The following is a 14129-nucleotide window of genomic DNA, read 5'->3' on the forward strand; positions in this document are numbered from 1 at the left end:
CCTAGAGTTCGGGCCCCTTGGCGCGCAGCTCGTCCACCTTGGACATCGCTTCGCGCAGCTCACCGAGCCAGCTCTCCGCGTGCTCGCCGACCAGCCGGACCGCCCACGCCAGCGCCTCGGAGCGCGACCGTGCGACACCCGCGTCCACCAGCGTGTCCAGCACCAGGCGCTCCGGCTGGCGCAGCCGCGTCATCACCGGAACCGACAGCGTGGTGAACAGCTCCTCGGTACCGCCGAGCCGCGCGCCCCACGCCACCTTGCGCCCGTAGCGGTGCTCGGCCTGGCGGGCGATCTCGATCCGCTCCTCGCGGGTCTGCTCGCGGAACCGGGCGATCCGGCCCGCCTCCGCCGCGGCGCGCCCGGCCTCGTCCGGCTGGTCGCCGTCGAGCGCGGGCAGCTCGCCCACCACGACGATCTCCTCGCGGTCCACGGTCACCTCGGGCGCGCCGGTGAACCAGCCGTCGGGCAGCCGCCCGGCGAACCACCCCGCGGCGTCCTCTGCCGAGGGCAGATCGGCCTGTTGCCAACCTCCCCGGCCGCGACCGCCGCCGCCACCCCACCCTCGCCGGTCCCGCGCGGTCAGCACGAATCGTCCGTGCATGTCAGCCTCCTTTGATTACATGATTACACCTCTACGAACGTAACAGCGGATGCGACTGTTCCCGAGCACGAAAAACGCCCCCGGGCGAACCCGGGGGCGTTCCGAACGACACTAGGACAGAGCGCTCAGGACCTCATCGACGCTGGTCACCGGCCTGTCGCAGACGTAGCCGCGGCACACGTAGGCCGCGGGGCCGCCGTCCACGAGCGGCCTGTTCGCCAACAGCGGACCTTCGTCCGGCTCGCCCACGAGCAGCAGGGCACCGCCCGGCAGCGCGCTCAACGCCGCGCGCGCCAGCTCCTGACGTCGCTCGTCGCCCGCCGCGCCGACGATCGCGACCTGGATCGGTCCGCGCTCCCGCGCCTCCGCCACCGCGAGCCACCACCCCGCGAACCGCGGCGCACGAGCGGCGAGCAACCCCGCGCGCGAAATCGCGTGCTCCGCGGCGTCCCGGTAGCGGGCGGCACGCTCGGCTCCGACCAGCGCGGAAGCCGTCAGCAGCGCACCTGCCAGAGACGAACTGCCGCACGGGCTGGCGTTGTCCGAGACGTCCGAGGGGCGGCGCACGAGCTTCTCCGCGTCGTCGGCCGTGTCGTAGAAGACACCGACGGCGTTCGGATCACCGAACCTGTCGAGCGCCGTGTCGAGCAACTGCTGCGCGAGGTCGATCCACTTCGGCTCCGTGGTCGCCTGGTACAACGCGAGCAAGCCCTCCGCCAGGCATCCGTAGTCCTCGAGCACGCCGGCCGCGGTCCCCGCGACGCCTCCTCGGGAACTCCGCAACAGCCGCCCGGACAAGCGGTTCGTGCTCAGCAGGAAATCCGCCGCCGACGTGGCCGCCTCAATCCACTGTGGACGGTCGAGTGCGGCTCCCGCGTCGGCCAGCGCCGCAATGGCCATGCCGTTCCACGCCGTCACCACCTTGTCGTCGCGCGCAGGCTGCGGACGCCCCTTGCGAGCGCCGAGCAACTGGGCGCGGACGCGCTCCCACCGCTCGGCGTCGTCGGGGTCCGAGCACAGCTGGAGCGTGGACATGCCGTGCTCGAAAGTCCCGCCCTCAGTGACCTCGAGCAGGTGCGCGGCCCACGCGCCATCCTCTTCGCCGAGCACGTCGGTCAGCTGAGCGGGCGTCCACGCGTACGTGAGCCCTTCGACGCCTTCGGTGTCCGCGTCCAGCGACGCGGCGAAAGCGCCCTCGTCCGTCAGCATCTCGCCGATCAGGAACTCAGCGGTCTCCGTCGCGACCCTGCGCGCGAGGGCAGAACCCGTCCGCCTGGCCAGGTGCGCATAGCCGCGCAACAGCAAAGCGTTGTCGTACAACATCTTCTCGAAGTGCGGCACCACCCACGACGCGTCGACGCTGTAGCGCGCGAAACCCCCGGCGAGCTGGTCGTACATGCCGCCGCGGGCCATCGCCTCGTAGGTGTCCTCCACCATGGTCAGCGCCTCGACGGAGCCTGTGCGCTCGTGGTGGCGCAGCAGGAACTCCAGCACCATCGACGGCGGGAACTTCGGCGCGCCGCCGAAACCACCGTTGTTCGCGTCGAAGTCGGTCATCAGCCGCGACACCGCGCCGGCGAGCACCGAATCGTCCACAGTGGACACGGGAAGCGGGGATGCCTGCTCGGTGAGCTGGGCGACGATCCGCGCGGCCGCCTCGCGGACCTCGTCACCGCGTTCGCGCCACGCCTCGCCCACCGCCTGCAGGAGCTGCGCGAAGGAAGGCATGCCCTGGCGCGGTGCGGGCGGGTAGTAGGTGCCGCAGTGGAAGGGCTCGCCCTCCGGGGTCAGGAAGCAGGTCATCGGCCAGCCGCCGTGGCCGGTCATGGCCTGCGTCGCCTCCATGTAGACCGCGTCGACGTCCGGTCGCTCCTCGCGGTCGACCTTGACGTTCACGAAGTTCGCGTTCATCAGCTCGGCGGTGGCCTCGTCCTCGAAGGACTCATGCGCCATCACGTGGCACCAGTGGCAGGCCGCGTATCCGACGGACAGCAGCACCGGCACGTCGCGGCGCCGCGCCTCGGCGAAGGCCTCCTCGCCCCAGGGCCACCAGTCCACGGGGTTGTCGGCGTGCTGCAACAGGTACGGACTGGTGGATTCGGCGAGCCGGTTCGGCATCGGCGTCCCTTCGCTGCTGGGCCGGGTCGGATCTCTGGTGATACCCGTTTTGGCACAGTAGCGACCATGACCCAGTCCTCCAGGATCGTCCGGCCGGAAGAGCGCGGCCCCTTCGATGTGATCGGCGACGTGCACGGCTGCCAGGAGGAGCTGCTGGCCTTGCTGGACGCACTGCGCTACGAGCTGGTCCGCGACGCGAAGGGGCGCCCCGTGGACGCCGCGCACCGCGACGGCCGCAAGGCGGTCTTCGTGGGTGACCTGGTGGACCGCGGACCGGACACCCCGGGCGTGCTGCGCCTGGCGATGGGCATGGTCGACTCCGGCAACGCGCTGGTGGTGTGCGGCAACCACGACCTGAAGCTGGCTCGCGCGCTGCGCGGCGACAAGGTCTCGGCGCGGCACGGGCTGGCCGAGTCGCTCGACCAGCTGGCCAAGCAGTCCGAGGGGTTCCGGGAGCGGGTGCTGGAGTTCCTGCTCGACCTGCCGGTGCACCTGGTGCTCGACGACGGCGGGCTGGTGATCGCGCATGCGGGCCTGCCGGAGCGGCTGCACGGAGTGGAGTCCGGCCGGGCCAAGGCCTTCGCGCTGTACGGGGACACCACCGGCGAGACCGACGCCAACGGGCTGCCGGTGCGCCTGCCCTGGGCGGAGAAGTACCGGGGTGCGGCCACCGTGCTCTACGGCCACACCCCGGTCGCCGAGGCGAAGTGGGTCAACAACGCGATGTGCCTGGACACCGGGTGTGTCTTCGGCGGCAGGCTCACCGCGTTCCGCTACCCCGAACAGGAGATCGTCGACATCGCCGCGCGTCGCGTCTGGTATCGGCACGCGGTGTACGGCGCCCTGTTCTGACTCAGCTGTCCTGCTTGTCCTCGCCCGCGGGCGCGGCGGGCTTGTCGAACGTCGCCGGGACCTTGCGCAGGTGCTTGTTCATCGACCGCGCCAGGAAGGCGACCGCGACGAAGAACAGGATCAGCAGGAGCAGGCCGACCGGCGCGGCCTTGCCGAAGTCCTCACCGCGGCCGCCCGGGTCGTCCGGTTGCGGTGGCTGCTGGACGACCAGAGCCACCGTTGCCTCGTAACCAGTCACGCACTGACCTTCTCATGCACCCCGGAGAAGAGGTCGTCCTCGGGCAGCGTGGTGTCCACCAGCGACCTGGCCAGCTCGTACTCCTCGGTCGGCCACAGCTCGCGCTCCAGGTCGCGCGGCATGGCGAACCAGCGGCTGGTCGGGTCGATCTGGGTGGCGTGGGCGATCAGCGCGTCGTCCCGCTGCTGGAAGTAGTCGCCGCACTCGACCTGGGTGGTGACCCGCTCCATCACGTCGGGCTTGTCCGAGGCCCAGCGCTCCAGCCACTCCCCGTAGGGCGACTCGCCGTCCCTGGCCAGCAGCGCCTCGTGGAACTTGGTCATCTTCGCCCGGGAGAACCCGTGCGAGTAGTACAGCTTCAGCGGCTGCCAGGGTGCTCCCGCGTCGGGGAAGCGGTCCGGGTCGCCCGCCGCGTCGAAGGCGGCGACGGAGACCTCGTGGCAGCGGATGTGGTCCGGGTGCGGGTACCCGCCGTTCTCGTCGTAGGTGATCATCACGTGCGGCCGGAACTCCCGGACCACGCGGACCAGCGCCTCGGTGGAGACCTCCAGCGGGACCAGCGCGAAGCAGTCCTCCGGCAACGGCGGCAGCGGGTCGCCCTCGGGGAACCCGGAGTCGATGAAGCCCAGCCAGCGGTGCTGGACGCCGAGGATCTCGGCGGCGCGGGCCATCTCCTTCCTGCGCACCTCGCCCATGTTGGCCTCGACCTCGGGGCTCTCCATCGCGGGGTTGAGGATGCTGCCCCGCTCGCCACCGGTGCAGGTGACCACCATCACCTCGTGCCCCTCGGCGACGTAGCGCGCCGTCGTGGCCGCGCCCTTGCTCGATTCGTCGTCCGGGTGCGCGTGCACCGTCATCAGACGCAGCTTCTCAGCCATAGGTAGCTGTGGTCCCTCCTGCTCACACCTCGTCCGGACAGGGCGGCACCGAGAGGTCGGCCCCCCTGTGTCCGTCTGCCCTGGGATACTCAACTCCGACGACCACGCCCATTGTTCCTAATGGGACCGACAATCTTGGCGCGGGGAGGCAGGTCCGAGGTGAGTGATCAGGCACTTCCGCCGGGGCGGTACGGCAAGGACCGGGACAGCCGGATGCCCCGCTGGGCCCAGGTCTCACTCCTGGTGTTCTTCCTGTCACTCGGCGTGGCCGCGACGGTCATCGGCTTCCTGAACCTCGGCACCCAGCCGATCAGCACCGAGCGGACCGCCTTCCTGGTGCTCGACGACGCCCACGTCAAGATCGACTTTCAGGTGATCCGGGACGAGCCGGATCGGGCGGCGGCCTGCGTCGTGCGGGCCCGTTCGGCCGACGGCGACGAGGTCGGCCGGAAAGAGGTCTTCGTGCCGCCCTCGCGCGATCTTTCTTTGCGAACAACGGTTATCCGCACTTCGAAACGACCCGTTACCGGTGAGGTTTTCGGCTGCTCATACCAGGTCCCGGAGTATCTGGCACCTACCCCACGGCCAAGTGGGTGAACTGGGATAACGAGCACCCGGCAGCCCGGAAAAGACGGGCGTCGGCAGGCCCCACCGTGCTACCCTCGGTCGATGGCACGGCCTCTTTCGCGAGGCCGTGTTTTTCCGTTCGTGCCCACAAGCCTTAGGGCGCGAATGCTGCCGGCCCCACATCCGTGGGGCCCGGGAGGAGACGAGGAGTGGTAACCGTGACCGAGACCCCGGTGACTTGGCTGACCCAAGACGCGCACGACAGGCTCAAGCAGGAGCTTGACGAGCACATCGCCAGGCGCCCGGTGATCGCCGCGGAGATCAACGCTCGCCGGGAAGAGGGCGACCTCAAGGAGAACGGCGGCTACCACGCGGCCCGCGAGGAGCAGGGCCAGCTGGAGGCGCGGATCCGCCAGCTCCAGGAGCTGCTGCGCAGTGCCAAGGTGGGCGAGGCACCGAGCGACTCCGGGGTCGTGCAGCCCGGCATGGTGCTGACCGTGCGCTACGAGGGCGACGACGAGACCGAGACCTTCCTGCTGGGCGCCCGCGAGGAGGGTTCGCACGGCGGGCTGGAGACCTACTCGCCGAACTCGCCCCTGGGCAAGGCCCTCCTGGGCGCCAAGAAGGGCGAAACCCGGGAGTACGAGCTGCCCAACGGCAACAAGGCATCGGTCACCCTGACCTCCGTGAAGCCCTACACCGGCTGACGGCGCTGACGCGAGACCCGGTCGCCGCGGGCGGCCGGGTCTTTTGCGTGTCAGGAGTCGGTGAGCAGCCGTTCCAGCAACGGCCGCACCCTCGGCGGGATCGGCGTGGACAGCGCGATCGAGGTGGAGGTGCGCTGCACCCCGTCTGCGCCGACCACCTCGTCGATGACCCGCTGCAGGTCGTCGTTGTTGCGCGCCACCATGCGCACCAGCAGGTCGCCCTGGCCGGTGGTGGCGTGCACCTCGCAGACCTCGTCGATGGCGGAGAGCCGCTCGGCGACCTCCTGCCTGCGGCCCTGGGCGATCTCCAGGATGGCGAAGGCGGTCAGCCCGTAGCCCATCGCGGCCAGGTCCAGCGCGGGCGGGAAGCCGCCGAGCACGCCCCGCCGCACCAGCCGGTCCAGCCGCGCCTGCACGGTCCCCCGCGCCACCCCGAGCCGCCGCGAGCACTCCAGCACGCCCAGCCGGGGCTCGTCGGTGAGCAGCAGCAACAGGCGCGCGTCCAGCGCGTCGAGCGCGTCGAGCGGGTCGTCCTGAGCACCCTCGGTCATGGCGGCTCCTCCTGGGCAGGCTGCTCGATCTGACGGCTGTTTCCCCGAAGATACTGAGCATTCTGCACAGTGAATCGAGCGACTGTTGCTCACAGTGTCCTGGGACACCCATCCTCGACGCACCGACTGACCACCGACGACCGAGGAGGGGCCATGACCGAGACTCTCGACCAGGGCAAGCCCATGGACGACGTGAGCTTCGACCAGCTGCGCCAGCTGGTCGGGCTGGTGGACTACGACTCCTCCAGCGACCCGTTCCCGGTCAAGGCGATGGACGCGGTGGTCTTCGTGGTGGGCAACGCCACCCAGACCGCGCTCTTCTACCAGTTCGCCTTCGGCATGGAACAGGTCGCGTACTCGGGCCCGGAGACCGGCAACCGCGACCACAAGTCCTACGTGCTCAAGTCCGGCTCGGCCCGCTTCGTGATCAACGGCGGCGTGTCCCCGGAGAGCCCGCTGCTGGACCACCACCGCGCGCACGGCGACGGCGTGGTGGACCTCGCGCTGGAGGTCGGCGACGTGGACCGTTGCGTCGAGCACGCGCGGTCCCAGGGCGCCACCGTCCTCGACGAGCCGCACGACGTCTCCGACGAGCACGGGACCGTGCGCATCGCGGCCATCGCGGCCTACGGCGAGACCCGGCACACCCTGATCGACCGCTCCCGCTACACCGGCCCCTACCTCCCCGGCTACGTGGCCAAGGCGGGTGCCTACCGCAAGCCCGAGGGCGCGCCCAAGCGGCTGTTCCAGGCGGTCGACCACTGCGTCGGCAACGTGGAGCTCGGCAAGATGGACTACTGGGTCGAGTTCTACAACCGCGTCATGGGCTTCGTGAACATGGCGGAGTTCATCGGCGACGACATCGCCACCGACTACTCCGCGCTGATGAGCAAGGTCGTCGCCAACGGCAACCACCGGGTCAAGTTCCCGCTGAACGAGCCCGCGGTGGCGCAGCGCAAGTCGCAGATCGACGAGTACCTGGAGTTCTACGGCGGCCCCGGCTGCCAGCACATCGCGCTCGCCACCAACGACATCCTGTCCACCGTGGACGCCATGCGGGCGGCGGGCGTGGAGTTCCTGGACACCCCGGACTCCTACTACGACGACCCGGAGCTGCGCGCCCGCATCGGCGAGGTCCGCGTGCCGATCGAGGAGCTGAAGAGCCGCAAGATCCTGGTGGACCGGGACGAGGACGGTTACCTGCTGCAGATCTTCACCAAGCCGACCGGTGACCGGCCGACCGTGTTCTACGAGATGATCGAACGGCACGGTTCGCTCGGCTTCGGCAAGGGCAACTTCAAGGCGTTGTTCGAGGCTATTGAGCGTGAGCAGGAGCGCCGAGGCAATCTCTAGCGGCGAGGCGCCATCGACACCGCCGAGACAATCTCTAACGCCGAGGCGCCATCGACACCGCCGAGACAATCTCTGATTTCTAGCCCTGTCGGCTCGCCGGGCGCAGGACGAGTGCCAGCGCCACGGCGAGCACCGCGGCGGTCAGCAGGATGCCGGTGAAGCCGATGACGTCGGCGCCGATTCCCGCGAGCAGAGGCGCGACCAACAGGCCGTTCGTGTACGCGACGCTGTACAACGCGTACGCCGCTCCGTAAGCGGGCGGTGACTGGGCATCGGCCAGCTCGGCGATCAAGGTCAGCGTGGGCGCCAGGACGAACTGCCCGCCGGCAGCGACCACGGTGAGCCCGACGCCGGTGAGCCAGATCGATCCGGCCACGGCGACGATGAGCAGGCCGACCGCGGCGAGTGCGGCGCCACCGATCGCGAGCGCGATCCTCGGCAAGCGGTCGGCCAGGTTTCCGGCGATCGGCGCGGCGAGCGCGCACACCAGTGTGGCGATGGCGAAGAGCACGCCGATCGTGGTCGGCGACGCTCCGAAGCCCTGCACGACGCGCAGCGGGAGAACCGCTTCCAGGAAGGCGATCAGCCCCGCCCCCAGCGCGGTCACGCCGAACAGCGCGGGTGTCGCTGGATGACGCCAGACCTTCGGCGAGTCCTCACGCACGGTTTCCGTGTCCTGCACGAGGAAAATCCGCAGGAGCCCGTCCACGAAGGCCACAGCGGCCGCGCACAGGAAGGGCGCGCTGGTGCCGAAGAGGTCGGCGAGCAGACCGCCGACGATCGGTCCCATGAGTACGCCGATGCTCATGGAGGACAAGGCGATTCCCATGACCTTGCCGCGCACTTCGGGCTCGTGCGTGGCGGCGATGAGCGCGAGGCCCGCCGTCCAGGAGACCGCGGCGGCCACGCCTTGCAGGGCTCTCGCGACGAGCATTCCGGTGAACGACTGGGCAAAGGCGAACAAGAGCGTGGCGGCGGCGAGGCCGAAAAGGCCGACCAGCATTGGTTTTCTGGTTCCGTGCCGATCGACGACCCTACCGACCAGGGGCGTCGCGATGAGCATGGTGGCCGCGTAGACCGCGAAGAGGACGCCGATCTGGGCGGGTGATGTTCCGGCAATGCGGGGCAGAACGGGGATGGCGACGCCGTAGGCGAACATGTCGGTCGCGATCGCGACGGACGCGACCGTGGCCGCTGTCGATTTCTTCACTGGTTTTCCTTGATTCCGAGCCGGGCGTGCACCCGGCGAAGCAGGGGCGGAGCCCACCAGTTGGCGCGGCCCGCGATTTTCATGAAGGCGGGGACGAGCACTCCCCTGACGAGCACGGCGTCGACGAGGACCGCGAGGAACAGGCCGAGCCCGAGGAGCTTGAGCACGGACATCTCCGAGGTCACCAGCGCAAGCAGCACCACGCCGATGAGCAACGCAGCGGAGCTGATCACCGACCCGGTCTTGGCGAGCCCGGACACGACCGCGCGGGCGTTGTCGCCTGTGGCCAGGTACTCCTCACGAATCCGGGCGAGCAGGAAGACCTCGTAGTCCATGGACAGTCCAAAAGCGACACAGAACATCAGCACCGGGACTGTCACGTCCAAGTAGCCCGTGGCCGTGAAATCACCTACGAGCCAGGCAAGGTTGCCGTCCTGGAAGATGAAGACCATCGCACCGAAACTCGCGGTGAGGCTCAATGCGCCGAACAGCAATGCTTTCACCGCGACGAGCACACCACCGGTGAACAGAAACAGCAGCAAGAACATCGCGACGCAGACGAGCGCGAGCGCGTAAGGAATGCGCTCCGCGAGCACATCCTTCGTGTGCGCGAAAGCGACGGACGGCCCGGTGCGAAGTACTTCTCCCGTCGCCGGATGCATTTCGGAAAGCTTGCGCGCCAAACGTTCTCCCTCGTTGGAGTACGGCGGCACGGACAACGCGATCGAGACGCGGTGCACGTCGCCTCGCTTCTCGGCGTCCACAGTGGACACACCTGGTTCGCCGGCCAGCGCGGTGTACGGCCCCGGGTCCGGCACTCCGATGAGCACGGCCGTCAACGGATCGAAGGCCCCTCGGCCGAACTCGCGTTCAATGGCGACCGCGGTTGTGCGAACCGGGCTCTCCGGAGGAAGGATGCGCTCATCGGTCAGGCCGAACCTCGCGTGGCCGAACGGAGCCGCCAGGAGCAGCAGGCCCAGCACCACGGGAACCGCCCAGGACACCGGCCGTCGCATGATCAGCCCGGCGAGCCTGCCCCAGATCGGCCCTTTCGTCGATCGCGGCAGGAACCGGGAAAGGTCACCGCACTCCATCCACTGTCCACAAAGGACGATCAGTGCCGGGAGCACGGTCACCGACGTCACACCCGCGATGAGGACCACGGGAATCGCGGCGATGGCAAGGGAACTGAGGAAGTAGAGCGGGAAGATCAGCAGCGCGCTCACCGAGATCGCCACGGTGACCGCCGAGAACAGCACCGTGCGCGCGGCCGAGCGCACGTCGCCGTCCTCGCGGTGCCGGACGAGGACGAACAGGCTGTAGTCGATCGCCAGACCGAATCCGAGCAGCGTGGTGATGTTCAACGCGAACGTGGAGACCGCGGTGAACTCGGCGACGATCCGGAGCACCCCCATCGTGGACACCACGGAGACCGCCCCGACCACAAACGGGAGCAACGCGGCCAGCGGCGTCCTGAACACCAGCAACAGCACCAGAAGGATCACCGGCGCCGCGGTCAGCTCAGCGGTCACCAGGTCCGCATCACCCTGGTCGAGCGCCTCCGCGTTGCCAGGAGCCTCACCGGTCGCCGCGATCACCAGCGGACCGTGGTGACCGGTGAAGTCGTGCACGACCTGCCGCGCGGTGCGCTGGGCCGCGTTCTCGTCGCCGCCGAGGCGCAGCGCGACGATCGCCGATCCGCCGCCAGGAGCCTTGAGGCGCGGGTCCCCGGTGTTCCAGTACGAGTGCGCCGAGACCACGCCGGGCAGGGCCGCGAGGCGTCGAGTGAGGTCGCTCCCCGCTCGAACGACCGCGGACTCGTCGGCCGGAGCGGTCACGTGGAGCAGCATGTTGGGCCGCTCCACGCCGAACGTCTCGCGCAGCACCCGCTCGGCGCGCTCGGACTCGGCGGAGGCCGCCACATAGCCGCCGTTGGAGAGGTGCCCGGCCACGTCCGCGCCCACCCAGGCGGCGAGCCCGACACCGAGGACAGCCAGCAGCACGATCAGGCGAGCACGGGTTCCCGACATGCCGCGAAGTTACATACAGGCGCGAATGTATGTCAATCGGCGCAGCTCAACGCCCCGAGGCGAGCGCGAACGACGCGTTTGGTGCGGTGGACGCACCGAATGAGTCGTTCGGTGCGTTCACCTACCCCAATGACTCATTCAGTGCGTGAGCCCGCGAGCGTCAGAGTTGGCGGGAGACGGTGTAGCCGACCTGGCGCAGTGTGGTCACGACCTGCTGGCAGTGCTCGGCTCCCCGTGTCTCAAGGTTCAGCGCGACGACGACCTCGCCGAGGGCCAACGCTCCGGAGACCCGCGTGTGCTCGACATCGAGCACGTTCGCACCGAGCGCGCCGATCCTGGTCAGCAGCGCGCCCAGCGAGCCGGGCTTGTCGGGCACGCGCACCCGCAGCGACAGGTACCTGCCCGCCGCGTTGAGGCCGTGCTGGATGACGTGCAACAGCAACAGCGGGTCGACGTTGCCGCCGGAGAGGACCACCGCGACCGGGCCCGGGAACCGCCCAGGATGGTCGAGCACGGCCGCCATGGCCGCGGCGCCCGCTGGCTCCACGACGAGCTTCTGCCGTTCCAGGCACATCAGCAGCGCCCGCGACAGCGACTCCTCGCTGACCGTCAGGATGTCGTCGACGAGCGCGGACACGTGCGCGAAGGTCACCTCGCCGGGGATGCCGACCGCGATCCCGTCGGCGATGGTGTGCATCTCCGGCAGCTTCAGCGGGGAGCCGTTGGCCAGGGACGGTGGCCAGGTCGCGGCCTGCTCGGCCTGAACGCCGATCACCCGGCAGTCCGGCTTGATCGCCTTCACCGCCGCGGCGACCCCGCCGACCAGTCCGCCGCCCCCGCAGCCGACCAGGATGGTGCGGACGTCGGGCAGCTGTTCCAGGATCTCCAGCCCGATCGTGCCCTGGCCGGCGATCACGTCGTTGTGGTCGAAGGGGTGGATGAACTCCGCCCCGGTCTTCTCCGCGAACAGCTTCGCCTCGGTCAGCGCCTCGTCGACGGTCGCCCCGTGCAGGTGCACCTCGGCCCCGTAGGACCGCGTCGCCGCGAGCTTGGGCAGCGGCGCCCCGGTCGGCATGTAGACGGTCGCCTGGCAGCCGAGCAGCGACGCGGCCAACGCGACGCCCTGCGCGTGGTTGCCCGCGCTCGCGGCGACGACCCCGCGCGCCCGCTGCTCCTCGGAGAGGCCGTGGATGCGCACGTAAGCGCCCCGGAGCTTGAACGAGCCGGTGCGCTGCAGGTTCTCGCACTTGAGGTAGACCGGCGTTCCGTGCAGCCGCTCCAGCACGCCGGAGAGCTCTAGCGGGGTGTGCCGGACCACGCCCGCGAGCAGTTTCTGCGCCGCTTGGACGCGGTCGAGACTGACCAGCTCCATGCTGGGAGATCCTGCCAGGTCATCGACAGTCCGGGACACGGCTCGACCGGGCGGGTACCCTTTGCTACGAGGCCGGTGCGCGCTTCGTGCCGCGCAGTGGCCCGGATTCCACAGGGACCCGATCCCCGCAGGCCGATCGCGGCCGAGATGACCCTGGAGCGAGCGAATGGCTCACATGACGCGCAGCGGTGGGACGCTTCCCCTCGTCGCGGCACTGGCCGCGGCCGGGGCGCTGACGCTCACGGCGGTCTACACCGTCGTCCAGACGGGGTGCGCCGATCAGGGTGAGATCGTCCAGCGCGGCTCGGTGCTGGAGTTCGTCGGCGGCTGCGTCGAACACGGCGACCTGCCGGTCGGGCCGCAGCAGCCGAAGAACCCGGGGGCCGACCAGGCCGAGGGCAAGCAGACGCCGGGCAAGATCCGCCCCTGACGCACGCGAACGACGAAGGGCGCCCACCTCGGCCGGTGGGCGCCCTTCGTGCTTTCGCTCAGCCCAGCGCCGAACGCAGGTCCTCGACCAGGTCCTCGCCGTCCTCGATGCCGACCGAGACCCGCACCAGGTCCGAGGGAACCTGGAGCAGCGAGCCCGCGGTGCTCGCGTGGGTCATCCGGCCGGGGTGCTCGATCAGCGACTCGACCCCGCCGAGCGACTCGGCCAGCGTGAACAGCCGGGTGCGCGAGCAGACGTCCAGCGCGGCCTGCTCGCCGCCCGCGACGGTGAACGAGATCATCCCGCCGAAGCGGCGCATCTGCTTGAGCGCGACGTCGTGCCCGGGGTGCTCCGGCAGGCCCGGGTAGAACACCTTCGTCACCGCGGGGTGCCTGGTCAGCATCTCGACGACGCGCTCGGCGTTGTCGCTGTGCTTCTCCATCCGCAGCGCCAGGGTCTTCAGCCCGCGCAGCGTCAGCCACGCGTCGAACGGTCCGGGCACCGCACCGCCGCCGTTCTGCAGGAAGGCGAACTGCTCGGCGAGCTCATCGCTGTTGGTCACCAGCGCGCCACCGACGACGTCGGAGTGGCCGCCGACGTACTTGGTCGTGGAGTGCAGCACCACGTCGGCGCCCAGCTCCAACGGGTTCTGCAGGTACGGCGAGGCGAAGGTGTTGTCCACCACCAGCTTCGCCCCCGCGCCGTGCGCCACCTGGGCGAGCGCGGCGATGTCGGCGATGTTCAGCAGCGGGTTGGTCGGCGTCTCGCACCAGATCACCTTGGTGTCCGGCCGGATCGCCGCGCGCACAGCGTCCACATCGGACAGTGGAACCGGCGTGTGCTCGATGCCCCAGTGCGACAGGACCTTGTCGACCAGCCGGAAGGTGCCGCCGTAGGCGTCGTTCGGGATGACGATGTGGTCCCCGGGGCGGCAGAGCGAGCGCAGCGCCACGTCGGAGGCCGACATGCCGGAGGCGAACGCCCTGCCGTGCTTACCGCTCTCCAGCGAGGCCAGGCAGGTCTCCAGCGCCGTCCGCGTCGGGTTGCCGGTCCTGGAGTACTCGTAGCCCTCGCGCAGCCCGCCGACGCCGTCCTGGGCGTAGGTCGAGGTGGCGTGGATGGGCACGATGACCGACCCGGTGTGCGGGTCGGGTTCCTGACCGGCGTGGATTGCCCTGGTCGCGAAGCCGTCACTCATGTGACGAGCCTACGCACTCCTCCG

At 69.7% G+C, this 14129-nt stretch carries 13 protein-coding genes and 1 pseudogene; 5 read left to right on the forward strand and 9 right to left on the reverse strand.

What is annotated here, in order from left to right; genetic code table 11:
* Nucleotide 1: 1 nt before the first annotated feature.
* Both BLT28_RS24305 and BLT28_RS24310 read right to left on the reverse strand, forming a co-directional pair.
* Entirely contained in the window at nt 2–601 is a 600-nt protein-coding gene (locus BLT28_RS24305; RefSeq protein WP_052406912.1) for a hypothetical protein, read from the reverse strand.
* 111 nt (nt 602–712) lie between these two features.
* Complete coding sequence (locus BLT28_RS24310; protein ID WP_030427592.1) at nt 713–2719, reverse strand: thioredoxin domain-containing protein; 2007 nt, start codon at nt 2717–2719, stop codon at nt 713–715.
* 105 nt (nt 2720–2824) lie between these two features.
* On the opposite strand from BLT28_RS24310, the pseudogene BLT28_RS24315 reads away from it, so the two are divergent.
* Nucleotides 2825–3541 (forward strand): annotated as a pseudogene (locus BLT28_RS24315) (metallophosphoesterase); the annotation flags it as partial.
* A 31-nt stretch (nt 3542–3572) separates the two neighbouring features.
* Here BLT28_RS24315 and BLT28_RS24320 read toward each other — a convergent pair.
* Nucleotides 3573–3809, reverse strand: a complete 237-nt coding sequence (locus tag BLT28_RS24320; protein WP_156050538.1) for a hypothetical protein — start codon at nt 3807–3809, stop codon at nt 3573–3575.
* Nucleotides 3806–4687, reverse strand: a complete 882-nt coding sequence (gene mca, locus BLT28_RS24325) for a mycothiol conjugate amidase Mca (RefSeq protein WP_030427589.1) — start codon at nt 4685–4687, stop codon at nt 3806–3808. Before mca ends, BLT28_RS24320 begins: the two co-directional genes overlap by 4 nt.
* A gap of 213 nt (nt 4688–4900) precedes the next feature.
* Here mca and BLT28_RS24330 point away from each other — a divergent pair, with 213 nt between their 5' ends.
* The gene (locus BLT28_RS24330; protein ID WP_043810250.1) at nt 4901–5284 is read left to right on the forward strand and encodes a DUF4307 domain-containing protein; all 384 of its coding nucleotides are present in this window, start codon (nt 4901–4903) and stop codon (nt 5282–5284) included.
* A gap of 179 nt (nt 5285–5463) precedes the next feature.
* Nucleotides 5464–5961: a transcription elongation factor GreA gene (gene greA, locus BLT28_RS24335; RefSeq protein WP_081900038.1), complete on the forward strand. Its 498-nt coding sequence runs from the start codon at nt 5464–5466 to the stop codon at nt 5959–5961.
* A gap of 50 nt (nt 5962–6011) precedes the next feature.
* Here the strand turns inward: greA and BLT28_RS24340 are convergent, their stop codons facing one another.
* Nucleotides 6012–6512 carry an Lrp/AsnC family transcriptional regulator gene (locus BLT28_RS24340; RefSeq protein ID WP_030427586.1) on the reverse strand — a complete coding sequence of 167 codons (501 nt, stop codon included), beginning with the start codon at nt 6510–6512 and terminating at the stop codon, nt 6012–6014.
* Nucleotides 6513–6665: 153 nt separating this feature from the next.
* Between BLT28_RS24340 and hppD the strand changes: the two genes are divergently transcribed.
* Complete coding sequence (gene hppD / locus BLT28_RS24345) at nt 6666–7865, forward strand: 4-hydroxyphenylpyruvate dioxygenase (RefSeq protein WP_030427585.1); 1200 nt, start codon at nt 6666–6668, stop codon at nt 7863–7865.
* A gap of 79 nt (nt 7866–7944) precedes the next feature.
* Here hppD and BLT28_RS24350 read toward each other — a convergent pair whose 3' ends face one another.
* The 3 genes from BLT28_RS24350 to ilvA form a co-directional block, all read right to left on the reverse strand.
* On the reverse strand, nt 7945–9075 hold the full coding sequence (locus tag BLT28_RS24350) for an MFS transporter (RefSeq protein WP_043810249.1): 1131 nt from the start codon (nt 9073–9075) through the stop codon (nt 7945–7947).
* The gene (locus BLT28_RS24355; protein WP_052406911.1) at nt 9072–11105 is read right to left on the reverse strand and encodes an MMPL family transporter; all 2034 of its coding nucleotides are present in this window, start codon (nt 11103–11105) and stop codon (nt 9072–9074) included. Before BLT28_RS24355 ends, BLT28_RS24350 begins: the two co-directional genes overlap by 4 nt.
* Nucleotides 11106–11265: 160 nt before the next feature.
* Nucleotides 11266–12477, reverse strand: a complete 1212-nt coding sequence (gene ilvA / locus BLT28_RS24360) for a threonine ammonia-lyase (protein ID WP_030427582.1) — start codon at nt 12475–12477, stop codon at nt 11266–11268.
* Nucleotides 12478–12643: 166 nt separating this feature from the next.
* Here ilvA and BLT28_RS24365 point away from each other — a divergent pair, with 166 nt between their 5' ends.
* Nucleotides 12644–12907 carry a hypothetical protein gene (locus BLT28_RS24365; protein ID WP_030427581.1) on the forward strand — a complete coding sequence of 88 codons (264 nt, stop codon included), beginning with the start codon at nt 12644–12646 and terminating at the stop codon, nt 12905–12907.
* A 58-nt stretch (nt 12908–12965) separates the two neighbouring features.
* Here the strand turns inward: BLT28_RS24365 and BLT28_RS24370 are convergent, their stop codons facing one another.
* Nucleotides 12966–14105: a cystathionine gamma-synthase gene (locus BLT28_RS24370; RefSeq protein ID WP_030427580.1), complete on the reverse strand. Its 1140-nt coding sequence runs from the start codon at nt 14103–14105 to the stop codon at nt 12966–12968.
* Nucleotides 14106–14129 lie beyond the last annotated feature (24 nt).

It is taken from the genome of Allokutzneria albata, from assembly GCF_900103775.1.
GTDB classification, from domain to species: Bacteria; Actinomycetota; Actinomycetes; order Mycobacteriales; family Pseudonocardiaceae; genus Allokutzneria; species Allokutzneria albata.

Excerpts from the sequence above, each read along its gene's own strand:
- BLT28_RS24305 (WP_052406912.1), bottom strand. The coding sequence starts at position 601 with ATGCACGGACGATTCGTGCTGACCGCGCGGGACCGGCGAGGGTGGGGT.
- BLT28_RS24310 (WP_030427592.1), bottom strand. The coding sequence starts at position 2,719 with ATGCCGAACCGGCTCGCCGAATCCACCAGTCCGTACCTGTTGCAGCAC.
- mca (WP_030427589.1), bottom strand. The coding sequence starts at position 4,687 with ATGGCTGAGAAGCTGCGTCTGATGACGGTGCACGCGCACCCGGACGAC.
- BLT28_RS24330 (WP_043810250.1), top strand. The coding sequence starts at position 4,901 with ATGCCCCGCTGGGCCCAGGTCTCACTCCTGGTGTTCTTCCTGTCACTC.
- BLT28_RS24340 (WP_030427586.1), bottom strand. The coding sequence starts at position 6,512 with ATGACCGAGGGTGCTCAGGACGACCCGCTCGACGCGCTCGACGCGCTG.
- hppD (WP_030427585.1), top strand. The coding sequence starts at position 6,666 with ATGACCGAGACTCTCGACCAGGGCAAGCCCATGGACGACGTGAGCTTC.
- BLT28_RS24355 (WP_052406911.1), bottom strand. The coding sequence starts at position 11,105 with ATGTCGGGAACCCGTGCTCGCCTGATCGTGCTGCTGGCTGTCCTCGGT.
- ilvA (WP_030427582.1), bottom strand. The coding sequence starts at position 12,477 with ATGGAGCTGGTCAGTCTCGACCGCGTCCAAGCGGCGCAGAAACTGCTC.
- BLT28_RS24365 (WP_030427581.1), top strand. The coding sequence starts at position 12,644 with ATGGCTCACATGACGCGCAGCGGTGGGACGCTTCCCCTCGTCGCGGCA.
- BLT28_RS24370 (WP_030427580.1), bottom strand. The coding sequence starts at position 14,105 with ATGAGTGACGGCTTCGCGACCAGGGCAATCCACGCCGGTCAGGAACCC.